The 14452-nt window shown below is 68.9% G+C and carries 13 protein-coding genes; 7 read left to right on the top strand and 6 right to left on the bottom strand.

What is annotated here, in order from left to right:
* Positions 1-22: 22 nt before the first annotated feature.
* The 4 genes from EV380_RS11025 to EV380_RS11010 form a co-directional block, all read right to left on the bottom strand.
* Positions 23-517: a hypothetical protein gene (locus EV380_RS11025; protein ID WP_130451175.1), complete on the bottom strand. Its 495-nt coding sequence runs from the start codon at positions 515-517 to the stop codon at positions 23-25.
* 314 nt (positions 518-831) lie between these two features.
* Positions 832-2295: an NAD(P)/FAD-dependent oxidoreductase gene (locus EV380_RS11020; RefSeq protein WP_423219047.1), complete on the bottom strand. Its 1464-nt coding sequence runs from the start codon at positions 2293-2295 to the stop codon at positions 832-834.
* Between the two features lie 106 nt (positions 2296-2401).
* Positions 2402-3805 (bottom strand): aspartate aminotransferase family protein, encoded by a 1404-nt coding sequence (locus EV380_RS11015; protein WP_130451174.1) that lies wholly within the window; start codon positions 3803-3805, stop codon positions 2402-2404.
* A complete protein-coding gene (locus tag EV380_RS11010) occupies positions 3802-4281 on the bottom strand; it encodes an Lrp/AsnC family transcriptional regulator (protein WP_102159368.1) in 480 nt (159 codons plus the stop codon). The genes EV380_RS11015 and EV380_RS11010 overlap by 4 nt, the downstream gene beginning before the upstream one ends.
* A gap of 274 nt (positions 4282-4555) precedes the next feature.
* Between EV380_RS11010 and EV380_RS11005 the strand changes: the two genes are divergently transcribed.
* From EV380_RS11005 to EV380_RS10990, 4 genes are all read left to right on the top strand, one after another.
* Positions 4556-5791 (top strand): ABC transporter substrate-binding protein, encoded by a 1236-nt coding sequence (locus EV380_RS11005; protein ID WP_130451173.1) that lies wholly within the window; start codon positions 4556-4558, stop codon positions 5789-5791.
* A 62-nt stretch (positions 5792-5853) separates the two neighbouring features.
* Entirely contained in the window at positions 5854-7044 is a 1191-nt protein-coding gene (locus EV380_RS11000) for an ABC transporter ATP-binding protein (protein WP_130451172.1), read from the top strand.
* A complete protein-coding gene (locus EV380_RS10995; RefSeq protein WP_130451171.1) occupies positions 7041-7970 on the top strand; it encodes an ABC transporter permease in 930 nt (309 codons plus the stop codon). Before EV380_RS11000 ends, EV380_RS10995 begins: the two co-directional genes overlap by 4 nt.
* A complete protein-coding gene (locus tag EV380_RS10990; RefSeq protein ID WP_130451170.1) occupies positions 7971-8774 on the top strand; it encodes an ABC transporter permease in 804 nt (267 codons plus the stop codon).
* A gap of 47 nt (positions 8775-8821) precedes the next feature.
* On the opposite strand, the gene glsA is transcribed toward EV380_RS10990, so the two are convergent.
* On the bottom strand, positions 8822-10621 hold the full coding sequence (gene glsA, locus EV380_RS10985) for a glutaminase A (RefSeq protein WP_130451169.1): 1800 nt from the start codon (positions 10619-10621) through the stop codon (positions 8822-8824).
* An 82-nt stretch (positions 10622-10703) separates the two neighbouring features.
* Here glsA and EV380_RS10980 point away from each other — a divergent pair, with 82 nt between their 5' ends.
* The gene (locus EV380_RS10980) at positions 10704-11432 is read left to right on the top strand and encodes a M50 family metallopeptidase (protein WP_130452201.1); all 729 of its coding nucleotides are present in this window, start codon (positions 10704-10706) and stop codon (positions 11430-11432) included.
* A 15-nt stretch (positions 11433-11447) separates the two neighbouring features.
* On the opposite strand, the gene EV380_RS10975 is transcribed toward EV380_RS10980, so the two are convergent.
* Complete coding sequence (locus EV380_RS10975) at positions 11448-12452, bottom strand: LacI family DNA-binding transcriptional regulator (RefSeq protein ID WP_130451168.1); 1005 nt, start codon at positions 12450-12452, stop codon at positions 11448-11450.
* Between the two features lie 132 nt (positions 12453-12584).
* Between EV380_RS10975 and EV380_RS10970 the strand changes: the two genes are divergently transcribed.
* On the top strand, positions 12585-13145 hold the full coding sequence (locus tag EV380_RS10970) for a TRAP transporter small permease (protein WP_130451167.1): 561 nt from the start codon (positions 12585-12587) through the stop codon (positions 13143-13145).
* On the top strand, positions 13142-14416 hold the full coding sequence (locus EV380_RS10965) for a TRAP transporter large permease (protein ID WP_130451166.1): 1275 nt from the start codon (positions 13142-13144) through the stop codon (positions 14414-14416). Before EV380_RS10970 ends, EV380_RS10965 begins: the two co-directional genes overlap by 4 nt.
* Positions 14417-14452 lie beyond the last annotated feature (36 nt).

Raw genomic sequence — 14452 nt, 5'->3', positions numbered from 1 at the left:
GTCGCCGCCGGGCGCGTGCGCCTCAGGCGTCGTCGACCACCGAATGGCCGTCGACGGCGTCCACGAAGATCCGCACGTCGCGGCCGCCGACGACGCCGTCGAGCACCCAGCCCGGCTTCCATACCGTGGGGTGCCCGAGGCGCTCGTCGACCGGTCGCGAGGAAGCGGCGGGTGCCTGCCGGGGCGGGGCTGCAGCGGCGAGGGCCTTCAGTGCCCGTCGGCGGGCCTCCGCGAAGGAGAGCGAGCCCCACTGGGGCTCATCGAGCCTGCGGCCGCGAGGATCCAGGGCTGCGGCGGTCTGCCACGGGCCGGTCACGGAGGCCTTGCCGTTGAAGCGGTCGACAAGCGTGTGGACCCGGCGGGAGCGGCCCCGCGGAAGGTCGAGGCGGTGCACGAAACCGCTGTAGGGGCGGTACGTCAGCTCCGAGCGCACCAGCCGGAAGGACGGGGCCTTCGTGCGCACCAGTCTCTGGGCATCGGACTCGCCGATCATCGTCTCGAGGACCACTTCGGTCATCTCTCAATCCTTCCTGCGGTTGCGGCGCGGCCGGGGCCGGACCTGGTGTGGAATCACGCCCGGCGAAGCTCGACGCGCCCGCCCGGCGGGCGCACAACGGCCCGGAAGGAGAACGCCACCTCGTCGTGGCAGAGGAAAAGCATCCCATACGGGACGACGCCGGCCGAAACGACACGGTCGCAGATCTTCGGGAGCGCTCAACCCGGCGTCTCAGGCCACGCTAGCGGGGCGAGGAAGCGGCGGGCTGAACCGCGGATTAACTGCGTGCGACGGCCCCGCCGGAAGACTCCGGTGGGGCCGCCGCACGCCGCGTCTCAGGAGTCGAAACCCATCCCGACCTTGTCCATCGTGCGCAGCCAGAGCCCGCGCCGGCCCTTGTTCCGATCGGAGCGGATCATGGCGGCCGTGGTGGCCTTCACGCCCAGCCAGGCCAGCGGTTCCGGCGGGAACGGCAGCGGTTTCTTCTTCACGATCTCCAGCTCCGTGAGCTCGGTGCGCTCGCCCGAGAGCTGATCCAGCATGACGTTCGCCGCGAAGCGCGTCGCCGCCACGCCGAGGCCCGTGAACCCGGCCGCCGACGCGACCCGGCCCCCGTGGGACAGGTCGAAGAAGCTGAAGAACCGGCTGCACGTGTCGATCGCCCCGCCCCAGCTGTGCGAGAACCGCACGTCGGAAAGCTGCGGGAAGATCGCCGCGAAGTGCTGAGCCAGCCGCCGCGCGGTCTCCGGTGAGTGCTCGTACCGCTCGCTCATGTTCCGGCCGAAGTGGTAGAGCGCGTCGTACCCGCCGACCAGGATGCGCAGGCCCTCCGGGGTGTCGATCGGGCGGATGTAGTGGAACCGGCTGTTCATGTCCGCCAGTCCTTCGCGCCCCGCCCACCCGATCGACGCTTCCTGCTCCGGAGTCAGCGGCTCGGTCACGATCGCGTGGTCGTAGACCGGGACCGTGTACCAGCGCAGCCGCTTGATCAGCGCGGGGAAGACGTTGGTGGCCAGCACCACCTGGCGTGCGACGACGTCGCCCCCGTCCGTGCGCAGCCGCACCGGCTGGTTCCCCCGCCCCGTCGAGGCCTCGAGCGCGCGCACCGGCGTGTGCTCGACGATCCGCACGCCCGCCTCGAGCGCGGCGCGCCGCAGCCCCCAGGCCAGCCGGGTCGGGTGCACGATCGCCGACCCGTCCGGGTCGAAGAGCCCCGCCCGGTAGAGCGGCGTGTCGAGCCGGGAGCGCAGGGCTCCGCCCGTGAGCAGCTCGCCCCCGGTCGCGGCGGCCTCGGCCGCCAGTTCGTCGACCTGATGCGGTTCGGAGGCGAGGATCAGCTCGCCCGTGGGCTGGTAGTCGGCGTCGATCCCGTAGCGCTCGATCGTCTCGGCGATCTCGCGTGCGTTGATCGCGCCGAGCTCGGCGAGCCGGGCGTTCTCCGCCGGCGCGTGCTGTTCGCCGTTGGACTCGCCATGCGTCAGCGATGGTTCGAGGAACCCGCCGTTGCGTCCGGAGGCCGCCCAGCCGCAGCGGTGCCCCTCCAGCAGCAGCACGTCCTTCTCCGGGTCGCGCTCCTTGGCCATGAGCGCGGCCCAGAGGCCCGTGTAACCGCCGCCGACGACGGCGAGGTCCGCCGTGTTCGCCGCCGGGGACGCCATGGCACCGGGCTTACCGAAGCCCGGCAGCGCGTCGGGCGCCTCGGCCGTGTCCCACCAGTAGACGTCCTCGCGCGCGCCGGCCAGATTGCGCTCGGCCACCGCGGCCGGCACGTCCCGCTCGGCGGCGTCGAACGCGGTCACGTGCGGCCCGCGCAGCCAGCCGCCCAGCCTCGCGCGCACCCCGGTGCGGGGCGCGCGCGAGGCGCGGGCGACGTCGTCGTGTTCCGAAGTCACGGTCACGGCAGGCCTACAACCGTGCCCAGGCTTCGGTGAGCACGCCGCGCAGGATCTGCTCGATCTCGTCGAACTGCGGCTGGCCGATCGTCAGCGGCGGCGCGAGCTGGATGACGGGGTCGCCGCGGTCGTCGGCGCGGCAGTACAGTCCGGCGTCGAAGAGCGCGTGGGAGAGGAACCCGGCGAGCAGGTGCTCCGACTCGGCCTCGTTAAAGGTCTCCTTGGTCTTCTTGTCCTTGACCAGCTCGATGCCGTAGAAGTAGCCGGTGCCGCGCACGTCGCCGACGATCGGCAGGTCGTTGAGCTTCGAGAGCGTGGCCTTGAAGGCGGGGCCGTTGTCCTTAACGCGCTGGTTCAGGCCCTCGCGCTCCATGATGTCCAGGTTGGCCATCGCGACGGCGGCCGAGACCGGGTGCCCGCCGAACGTGTAGCCGTGCAGGAACGTCGTGTCGCCCTTGGAGAACGGCTCGAAGAGGCGGTCGGAAGCGATCATCGCGCCGATCGGCGAGTAGCCGCTCGTCATGCCCTTGGCACACGTGATGATGTCCGGCGTGTAGCCGAAGTCCTCGCACGCGAACATCGAGCCGATGCGGCCGAAGGCGCAGATGACCTCGTCGGAGACCATGAGCACGTTGTGCTCGTCGCAGATCTCGCGCACACGCTGGAAGTAGCCGGGCGGGGGCGTGAAGCAGCCGCCGGCGTTCTGGACCGGCTCCATGAACACGGCTGCCACGGACTCGGGGCCCTCGAACTCGATCGCCTCGCGCACGCGCTCGGCCGCCCAGAGGCCGAACGCCTCCTCGTCGTCGGCGAACTGCTCGGGGCCGCGGTAGTGGTTGGTGTTCGGGACGCGGAACGTGCCGGGGACGAGCGGCTCGAACGGCGTCTTCATGCCCGGGAGCGAGGTGATGGCCAGGGCGCCCTGCGGGGTGCCGTGGTAGGCGAGTGCGCGGGAGATGACCTTGTACTTGCCGGGGTTGCCGGTGAGCTTGTGGTACTGCTTGGCCAGCTTGAAGGCCGACTCGACGGCCTCGCCGCCGCCAGTCGTGAAGAAGACGCGGTTCAGGTCCCCGGGCGCGTAGTTCGCCAGGCGTTCGGCGAGATCGATCGCGGGCTCGTGCGCGTAGGACCACAGCGGGAAGAAGGCCAGCTTCTCCGCCTGCTTGCGCGCGGCCTCGGCGAGCTCCTCGCGGCCGTGGCCGACCTGGGCGACGAACAGCCCGGCCAGTCCGTCGATGTAGCGTCGGCCGCTGTCGTCGAAGACATGGTGGCCCTCGCCGCGCACGATCGTCGGCACGGACCCGCCTTCGATGAGCGGGGAGTGCTTGGCGAAGTGCATCCAGAGATGGTCGCGAGCGGCCTGCTGGCGGTTGGTCCCGCGTGGAGTGGTGTTGGTGGCAGTGTCTGCGATGGTCATTTGGTACCCCAGTCGTATTCCTGTTTGCGGAGGGAGAGGTACGTCAGCGTCTCCGATGACGCGACGCCCTCGATCTGTCGGATGGTGTTGATGGTTTCGAGCAGGTCCTCGTCGTCCGTGCAGACGACCTCGGCGAGGATGTCGGTACGGCCGGCGGTGACGACGCAGTAGTCCACGTTGGGCAGTTCTGCGACGCGGTCCGCGGTGGCCGTGAGATCGCCGTGGCTCCGGATGAGGACCATGGCCTGCCGCGTGAAGCCCAGCTGCATCGGGTCCGTGACGGCGACGATCTTCATGACCTGCGCTTCGATGAGTTTCTGGATTCGCTGTCGTACCGCGGCCTCGCTCAGCCCGACCTCTTTGGCTACGGCGGCGTAGGACTGCCGGCCGTTGCGCTGGAGCTCCTCGATGATGGCGCGGGAGATCCCGTCCTGGACCAGGAGCTCGGCGTGGGACTGCGTGGCGTCGCGATTCACGTCTTTATCACCTTCTCGTCAGTTCGACGGCGGGCGCGGACGCCGCGGTGGTCGCACCGGGCGGGCCTGCCGGCCGTCGAGGTTCATGTACCGACCATAAGCACTGACGAGGCCGTTTGGGAAGGGAAAACGATAGTTAATCCCAGATACACGACTGAATCAGTCGTGAAATACAAAGTTTACGAGCGAAACCCTTGTCCTCAGAGCGGGGTGCTGGCATGATGTGTGTCACGTCACATTGCACCGCAACTACGTATTACAGAGGAGCCGCATCATGGCACCGAACGCCAATCGCCGCCGCAAGCCAGCCGACCCGCGACTGCAGAGCCTCATCTCCGCGCAGGTGAGCCGCCGTCGTCTCCTGGGAGGAGCGGGCGGCCTCGGCCTCGCCGGACTCCTGGCCGCCTGCGGCACCTCCGGCACGGGTGCCGGCTCTAGTGGTTCCGCCGCCGCGCTGACTCCGGCCGAAGACGTCTCCGCCGACGAGGCCGTGGTCAACTGGGCCAACTGGACGCTCTACCTCGACTACGACGACGCGACGAAGAAGTACCCGAGCCTCGAGGCGTTCATGGACGATTCCGGGATCAAGGTCAACTACTCCGAAGACGTCGACGGCAACGACTCCTACTACGGCAAGGTCCAGGCGCAGCTCTCCCGCGGCCAGGACATCGGACAGGACATCGTGACCCTGACCGACTACATGGCCTCGCGCCTCATCCGGCAGGGCTACACGCAGGAACTCGATCGGGCCAACATCCCCAATGCCGAGAACCTGCTGGCCAACCTGAAGGACGTCGACTTCGATCCGGGCCGGACGCACTCCCTGACCTGGCAGTCCGGCTTCGCCGGCATCGCCTGGAACAAGGAGAAGGTCCCCGGCGGGCTGGCCTCGGTCTCCGACCTGTGGAAGCCCGAGCTCAAGGGCCGCGTGGCGGTCCTCGACGAGATGCGCGACACCATGGGCCTGCTCATGCTCGAGCAGGGCGTCGACATCTCGGGCGACTGGGGCGCCGACGAGTTCGGCAATGCCGCGGACGTGCTGGCCGAGCAGATCGCCAACGGGCAGATCCGGCAGGTCAAGGGCAACTCCTACAAGGAGGACCTGGTCTCTGAGGACGCGCTGGCCGTCATCGGCTGGTCCGGCGACATCACCCAGCTCAACTTCGAGGAGGGCGACAAGTGGGAGTTCGCCATCCCGGAGGCCGGCGGAACGCTCTGGAGCGACAACATGCTGGTTCCGATCGGGGCCACGCACAAGTCCAACGCGGAGCAGCTCATGAACTACTACTACGACCCCGAGGTCGCCGCGACCGTCGCCGCGTACGTGAACTACATCTGCCCCGTCGAAGGCGCGCGCGAGGCCATGGAGGGCATCGATCCGTCGCTTGTCGACAACCCGCTGATCTTCCCGACCGACGAGTTCCTGTCCAACGTCAGCATCTTCCGCACCCTCGACTCGGGTGAGGAGAACGAGTTCTCCTCGATCTTCTCCGGGGCGATCGGAGTCTGAGCGTGATCACGACGCCGGAATCGTTGAACCAGCAGAACACCCAAGACGCGGGAGGCGGCCACATGAGCACCGAAGCAACCAGGCCGGAAGCGGCCGACGAGCGGGGCGGCCGCGCCGGCGTCGTCCCCGGGGCGACCGGCGGAGCCGATCTGATCATCGAGAACGTGAGCAAGCGGTTCGCGACGTTCACCGCCGTCGACGACCTGTCGCTGACGATCCCCTCCGGCTCCTTCTTCGCCCTCCTCGGCCCCTCCGGCTGCGGCAAGTCCACGACCCTGCGCATCGTCGCCGGGCTCGAGCAGCCCTCCGAGGGCACGCTGCGCATCGGGACCGAGGACGTCACCGATCTGCCCTCGCACCGGCGGCCGGTCAACACGGTCTTCCAGTCCTACGCGCTGTTCCCGCACATGACCGTGCTGGACAACGTGGCGTTCGGGCTCAAGCAGCGCAAGGTGGCCGACGCCGTCGCCCGCGCCAAGGAGGCCCTCGAGCTCGTCGAGCTCGCGCACCTGGCCAACCGGAAGCCCGCCCAGCTCTCGGGCGGTCAGCAGCAGCGCGTTGCGCTGGCCCGCGCCGTGGTGAATCGCCCGCAGGTCCTGCTGCTCGATGAGCCGCTCGGCGCCCTCGACATGAAGTTGCGCCGGCAGATGCAGGTCGAGCTCAAGCAGATTCAGACCGAGCTGGGGCTCACGTTCGTGCACGTCACCCACGATCAGGAGGAGGCCATGACCATGGCCGACGTCGTGGCCGTCATGAACAAGGGCCGGATCGAGCAGATGGGCGCCCCGCGCGAGCTCTACGAGCTGCCGAAGACGGCGTTCGTCGCCAACTTCCTCGGCAAGTCGAACCTCATGCGCGGGAAGGTCGTCGGCCGCGATGGCGAGTACCTGCTCGTCGAGGCTGCCGGGGGCGTGCAGCGCCTACGCGCCGACCGCGCCGTCGCCGATTCGGGTGAGGTCGTGCTCGGTGTGCGCCCGGAGAAGATGCGCATCTTCACCGCGGGTGAGGAGTCCGTGCCTGAGGGGCACAACCGGCTCGACGGCACGATCGTCGACGCCTCCTTCACGGGCGTGTCGACCGAGTACCTCATCGATGTGCCCGGAGTGGGCATCGTGGGCACGTTCACGCAGAACATGGGCCAGGTCACCGGCGAAGCCGGCGATTCGGCGGTCATGTGCTGGGATCCGGATTTCACGTTCGGTCTGGCCGGGGACGACGACGTCGCCGCCGGCGCCGCGGAGCGAGAATCATGAGCGCGGCCGCCACCCGGCGCCCCGAGCCGGCCGAGGACCTGTCCGCGGCCGAGCAGCAGGCGGAGAAGGCCCGCGGGCGCGTCGGCGTCGGACTCATCGTCCCCGGGTTCGTGTTCCTGCTGCTCTTCTTCGCGGCCCCGGTGTTCGTGCTGTTGGCGATGTCGCTGTACGCGCGGCCACCCGGAGCTGAAACCGGCGTGTTCGTGCCCGCGTTCGAGGTCTCCAACTACGTCGTGGCCCTCAGCGAGTACTGGGTGCCGCTGCTGCGGTCGTTCCTCTTCGCGGCCATCGCGACCGTCCTAGCGCTGTTCATCGGCTACACGATGGCGTACCTGGTTGCAGTGCGGCTGCGCCAGCAGAAGCTGCTCGCCTCGATCCTGCTGGTCATCCTCATCGCCCCGTTCTTCTCCAGCTTCGTGCTGCGCACGCAGGCGTGGAAGCAGATCCTTTCCGACGAGGGCTTCGTCGTCGAGGTCCTGCGGTTCGTGGCGATCCTGCCGGAGGACGGGCGGCTGACCGCGACGGCGTTCGCCGTCGTCGCCGGCTTGACCTACAACTTCCTGCCCTTCATGGCGCTGCCGATCTACGCGAGTCTCGAACGTCTCGACACGCGCCTGCTGGAGGCGGCCGGTGACCTCTACGCCTCGCCCATGACCGCGTTCCGCAAGGTCACGCTGCCGCTGTCGATGCCGGGAGTCTTCGCCGGGACGCTGCTGACATTCATCCCCGCCTCCGGCGACTACATCAATGCCACGATCCTCGGCAACAACCGGGACACCGCCATGATCGGCCAGGTCATCGACTCGCGCTTCTTCAAGATCGTCGACTACCCGACGGCTGCGGCGCTCTCCGCGGTGCTGATGGTCATTATCCTGATCCTGGTCATGGCCTACATCCGCAAGTTCGGGACGAAGGAGCTGTTCTAGATGCGCCTCAAGCAGCACATGGGCCGCTGGCTGGTCCCCGTCCTCGGCGGGCTGGCGTTCGTGTACCTTCTGGTCCCGATCGCCTACATCTTCGTCTTCTCCTTCAACGACGCCGGCCGCACCAACCTGACGTGGCAGGGCTTCACGTTCTCCAACTGGCAGAACCCGTGCGGGGCGCCGAACATCTGCGACGCGCTCGGCAACTCGCTGTCGATCGCGTTCGTCGCCACGATCATCGCGACCGTGCTCGGCACCGCGATCGCGCTCGGACTGGCCCGGTACAAGTTCCGCTTCCGCAAGCTCGCCGACATCCTCATCATCCTGCCGCTCGCGACCCCCGAGGTAGTGCTCGGCGCCTCGCTGCTCGCGCAGTTCCTGAACCTCGGGTGGCAGCTCGGTTACTGGACCGTGGTCATCTCGCACGTCACGTTCTGCATGGCGTTCGTCGTCGTCACGGTCCGGGCCCGCGTCTCCTCGCTCGACGGGCGGCTCGAGGAGGCCGCCGGCGACCTGTACGCCTCCCCGCGCACGACGTTCTGGAAGGTGACGTTCCCGCTGCTGCTGCCCGGCATCATGGCGGCGGCCCTGCTGAGCTTTGCGATGAGCTTCGACGATTTCATCATCGCGAACTTCAACTCGGGCACGTTCGACACGTTCCCGAAGTTCATCTACGTCGCGGCCACCCGCGGCATCCCGGCGCAGGCCAACGTGATCGGGTCCGGCATCTTCCTCATCGCTTTGGCGATCGTGGTAGTCGGCACCGTGATCTCCTACCGGCGGCAGAAGGCGCTCGCCGCACGGTAGGAGACCGGGCGTCCCGGAACGACGACGGCGGGGAGCCGTCCGCGGCCTCAGATGCGGACGCGGACGGCGACCTCCTGCAGGTTCTGTTCCACGCGCGTGTACGCGTCGGTGGCCACGGCCTTCCACAAGGCCAGCGCGAGCGCGGTGTTGTCGCGCTCGATCTTCTCGATCGCGTCCGCCGTCAGGACCAGGAGGTTCACCTGGCCCTCGGCGCGGACCCGGACGGGAGCGCCGCCGCCCAGAGCGATCTCGCCGAACGTCATGCCCGGGCCGAGCGTCGCATGGCGGACGTGGTGTCCGCCGTGCGCGGTGCTCGCGGCCACGTGGCCCGAGGTGATGAAGTAGATTCCGCCGAACTTCTGGCCCGACCGGCGGATCAGGTCGCCGTCCTCGTAGACGCGCCGCTCCATGGCCGCGTCGAGGTCGGCGATCTGCTCGTCCGTCAGGGGCGCCAGCGCCACGAAGTCGGGCAGGGCCACGGTCTCGGGCACCAGCGAGCTGCAGCCGTGCTTGCGCAGCAGCAGCTCCTCGGCCCACTCGATCGCCTCGGTGCTGCCGGAGAACAACGGTGTCCCGTCGGTGCACAGGACCTCGGAGATCCGGCCGGGGCTGTCGATCACGGCCACTCGCCGGCCGCTCTCCTCGAAGCCGTCGCACAGCTCGTCCATGAGCCGCAGGGCGACGTCGTTGACCTCGTCCACTTTGCGCACGTCCAGCAGCAGGATCTCGACCTCGTCGGGCATCGAACTGACGTGCCGGGACGCTGACTCGGCGCCCGCGAACAGCAGATCCCCGTGCAGCTCCACCAGCTGGGCCCGGTGCCCGTGTTCGGTGAGGACGTCGGTGGCCTCCTGGTTGCGGCGGACGCCGGAGGGAGAATCGGTGATGGGGTAGTGCTCGCGGATGGCTGAGCGGCCGATCCGCGCGGCCTGGACGAAGTGCAGCCCCATCTCGGCGGCGAGGCGTCGGACGGCGGCGATGCCGCGCACCGACGAGCCGTGCTGGTCGAGCGGCGGGGAGTACACGGAGATGCCGAGCTGGCCGGGGAGCACCGCCATGAGCCCGCCGCCCACTCCCGATTTCGCAGGGAGGCCGACGGCGCTCGTCCACGCGCCGGCGTCGTCGTACATCCCGCACGTGAGCATGACCGAGAGCATGCGCTGGACCGTTTCCAGGCCCACGACCTGCTGACCGGTCACGGGCTGCTGGCCGCCGTTGGCCAGCGTGGCGCCCATGAGGGCCAGATCGCGCGCGGTGACCTGGACCGAGCACTGGCGGAAGTAGTTCTCGACCGGCCCGTCCGGATCGTCCTCGATGATGCCGAAGCTGCGCAGCAGGTCGGCCAGGGCGCGGTTGCGGAATCCCGTGGCCGATTCGGACGCGAAGACGTGCTCGGAGACAGAGAGCGGGCGGCCCGCGAACTTCGAGTAGACGTCGAGGATCCGGGCGAAGCCGTCGCGGCCCCCCGAGCCCTTGATGAGCGAGGTCGCCGCGATCGCGCCGGCGTTGATCATGGGGTTGGCGGGCCGGCCGGTGTCGTGGGCCAGGGAGATCTCGTTGAACGCGTCGCCGGAAGGTTCGACATCGATCTTCCGGTCGACGGCGTCCAAGCCGTGGTCTTCAAGGGCGAGCCCGTAGGTGAAAGGTTTGGAGATGGACTGGATGGTGAACTCGGTCTGGGAGTCCCCGACTTCGTAGACGTAGCCGTCCACGGTGGCAAGGCAGATGGCGAAATCATCGGGGTCTGCACTCGCCATGGCCGGGATGCCCTGGAAGGGAAGACCCTCCGTCAGGCCCGACAGTTCGCGATGCAGATCCCGCAAGTACTGTTCGATCGGTGAACGCATGGGGACGAGCCTACTGCGAGGGCGCGGAGTCGCGGATTCGGTGAAGGAACCGCACAGCGCGAGCGTCTACTCTGGGTCGGTGATGACAGGATTAGAGACGTGGTGGGACGCGCTGCGGGACGGCTTCGACCGGGCAGCTCCGGTGCATTTGGACGCGCAGTTGGTGGTGCTCGTGATCGGGGCGGCCGTGGCTCTCTCCGTGCCCCGGGTGACGAGGCGGTGGTTCGGGCTGTACGTGACGTTCGTGCACGAGCTCGGGCACGCCCTCGCGGCGCTCATGACCGGCCGGGTCGTGCGCGGGATCCGGCTGCGGCTGGACCATTCCGGCGAAATGGTCAGCGCCGGTCGCGGGCGTGCCGGGAGCATCTGGTCGGGTTTCTGGGGCTATCCGGCGCCCGCCGTGGCCGGGGCGCTGATGATCTGGTCGGCTTCGGCTGGGTGGGCCGGCGCCGCGCTCTCGCTCGGTGCCGCGATGCTGCTCGTCTCGCTGCTCTTCATCCGCAACTGGCTGGGGGTCCTGATCGCGCTCGTGTGCGCCGGCGTCGCGCAGGGCCTGGTCGTATTCGTCCCGCAACGGGGCGTGGGTGTGGTCGTGCTGGTCCTCGGGATCGGTCTGCTCGTTGGCGCGGTACGCGACTGGTTCAAGGTGGCCGCGGTGCACCGCGGCCGCGGCGACCGGAGGAACTCGGACGCCTACCTGCTCGCGCGGATGAGCGGCGTGCCGGCCCTCGTGTGGCTGAGCGGCTTCGCGCTGGTCATCGGGGCGTCGTCGTACTGGGCCCTGCTCGCGCTCGCGCGCATCGCGACCTGACCCGCCGCGGCCGGGCTACCGCACCGGAGCCAGGCCCGAGGATTCGCGCAGGATGAGTTCCGTCGGCAGCGTGATCCTCTCGTTGGGCGGGTCGGTCAGCGTGCCGCGCCGCTCGGGTTCCTCCGCGATCGACCGCAGCAGCAGGTCCACGCCGCGTCCGCCCACCTCCGCGCCGGGGCCGTCGAGGGTCGTGAGGGGCGTCGAGACGAGCGCGGCGGCGAAATTGTTGTCGAATCCGACGAGGCTCATGTCATCGGGCAGGGTGACCCCGCGGCCCTTGAGTCGCTGCATGATGCCCAGGGCGAGCATGTCGTTGTGCGCGACGAGCGCCGTCGGCTTCGAGCGGAGAGCCGCGTCCGCGGCGACCCCGCCGGCGGCGACGGTGGGGGCGTACGGGCCGATGCGGTGCGGCTCGAGCCCGTAGTCGGCCGCCCCGTCGCGCAGGGCGGCCCAGCGCGTGGCGCCCATCCAGGAACCGGGCGGCCCCGCACAGTAGGTGAACTCCGTGTGGCCGAGCGAGGCGAGGTGCTCGAGGATCTGCCGGCAGCCCATCTGCATGTCCAGGACGATGCTGGAGAGCCCCTCGACCTCGCGGTTGAGCAGGACCGTCTTGTGTTCGCGTGCGACGTGGAGCAGCTCGTGGTCCGGAAGGCGGCTGGAGGCGATCACGAAGCCGTCGACCTTCTGCGCCAGCCCGCGGATCTGCGTCAGCTCGATCTGGGCGGATTCCTCCCCGTTGACTACCACCAGCGTGAACTGAGAGGACTTGGCCCGCAGCTCCGCGCCGCGGATGATCTTGATGAAGTGCGGATTGGCGATGTCCGGCAGCACCATGGCGATCGTCTGCCGCGGCTCGCTGCGCAGCGGCCGCTGCCGCTCGTAGCCGACCTCGCGCGCCGCGGCCTCGATCTTCTCCCGCGTGGACGCGTGCACGCGATCGGGGTTGCTCAGCGCCCGCGACACCGTCGACGGCGCGACGCCGGCGCGCTCGGCCACGTCGTAGATCGTTACCTTCTTCACAACCCCAGTGAATCAATTCTGGCAATTTTTGGCAACTTGTTTTCCGTGTTTCAGCCAGGTTGCTAACTTCGTTGAATCATGTGATGCGAGCCACAAGAGGTGGCCGCACCGGACAACGTTTGAGGAGGCGTCGTGGCTGAGAACGATGCTGACACCCGCCGCGGCTTCTGGCCGCGCCTCGTCCGCGCAGCGACCGCCGTAGAACTCGGACTGGCTGCCGCGGCGGCAGCGACGATCTTCGTCCTCGTCCTGCTGCAGGCGTTCCAGCGCTACCTGCCGGTGGACGGCTGGTCGTGGACGGGCGAGCTGGCGAGGTTCAGTCTGGTCTGGTTGACGTTCGTCGCCGCCGGGGTCCTCGTGACCCGAGACGGGCACATCGCACTGCAGGTCGTCGACACGATCCGGCGCCCGCTGCTCGTGCGGACCGTGCACGTCATCGCCAACGTCGTGCTGATGGTGATCGCCCTGCTCTTCGCCCGCGAGTGCCTCGCGCTCATCTCCGGGTCTGGCGTGATCAAGTCGCCGGCGATGCGCATGCCGATGTCCTGGCACTACATCCTCCCGTTCATCGGGTTCGTCAGCACCGCGATCCGCGCCGGCGCCGTCGCCTGGATCGTCATCCGCCGCGGCGTGGCCGAATCGCACGACACCGATTCCCTCGCCCTCAACGTCAACCGTGAGGTCCAGTCATGACCGTCGTCCTGATGCTGCTCGCCATTGCGGCGCTCCTGCTGCTGCGCGTGCCGGTGGCCTTCGCGTTCCTCGGCCCCGGGCTCGTCTACCTCATCGCCACCGGCCAGTCGGTCGGACTCGCGATGCGTCTCGTCGCGGAGGCCACGGCGAGCTTCCCGCTGCTCGCCGTCCCCCTGTTCGTGCTCCTCGGCACGCTCGCCGCGCACGCCGGCATCGCCGAGCGGCTCTTCGACTTCGCGCTGGCCATCATGGGCAAGGTGCACGGCGGACTCGGCTACGTCAGCATCGGCGTGAGCCTCGGCTTCTCCTGGATGAGCGGGTCGGCCGTCGCCGACGCCGCAGCCCTCGGCAAGGTCCAGGTGCCGCAGATGGTCCGCCACGGCTACAGCCGGCGCTTCAGCCTCGGCGTGGTCGGCTCCTCGGCCCTCATCGCACCGGTCATGCCCCCGAGCATCCCGGCCGTGATCTTCGCCGGACTCGGCGCCGTGTCCACGGGAGCGCTCTTCGCCGCGTCCGTCCTCCCGGCCGTGCTCATGGCCGTCGGCCTGACGATCGTCGTCTTCATCCTGGCCCGGCGGCAGCCCGGGCTCACCCACGTGGGCTTCTCGTGGGAGCTCGTCCGCAAGACGGGCAAGCGCGTGATCGCACCCCTGGCCGCCCCGGTCATCATCCTCGGCGGCATCCTCGGCGGCTACTTCACCCCGACCGAGGCGGCGGCCGTCGGCGCCGCTTACATGCTGATCCTTGGTCTCTGCTACCGGACGCTCTCGCTCAAGGACTTGCCCAAGGTCTTCATCGAAACCGTCATGACGACGGCAGCGATCATGCTGATCGTCGCCTCCGCCGCCCTCATCGGCTACGTTTTCGCCCGCGAACGCGTTCCGCAGGACCTGGCCTCCCTCATCCTCGGCATCACGGAGAACCCGATGTTCTTCCTGGCGCTCGTCGCGGTCCTCATGCTCGTGCTCGGCACGGTGGTCGACGCCGTCGCCGTGCTGGTGCTGACCGTGCCGATGCTCATGCCCATCGCCACCCAGATCGGCGTGGATCCGATCGTCCTCGGCGTCCTCATGATCGTCTCGCTCATGATCGGCCTGCTGACGCCGCCCGTCGGCACCGTGCTCTTCGTCCTCGCCTCGACCCTCAAGGTCCCGGTGGGCGAGGTGTTCCGCGGCTGCCTGCCCTTCATCGTCCCGCTCGTCGCGGTCTGCGTGCTGATCATCGTCTTCCCCGACATGGTCATGTGGCTGCCCGCCCGCTTGGGCCTCTGACACCCATTCCGCTCGACAACCCATCACCCGGCCCGC

This window comes from Zhihengliuella halotolerans (genome assembly GCF_004217565.1).
Classification (GTDB): Bacteria; Actinomycetota; Actinomycetes; order Actinomycetales; family Micrococcaceae; genus Zhihengliuella; species Zhihengliuella halotolerans.
This window is presented reverse-complemented; position numbering and strand designations above follow the sequence as displayed.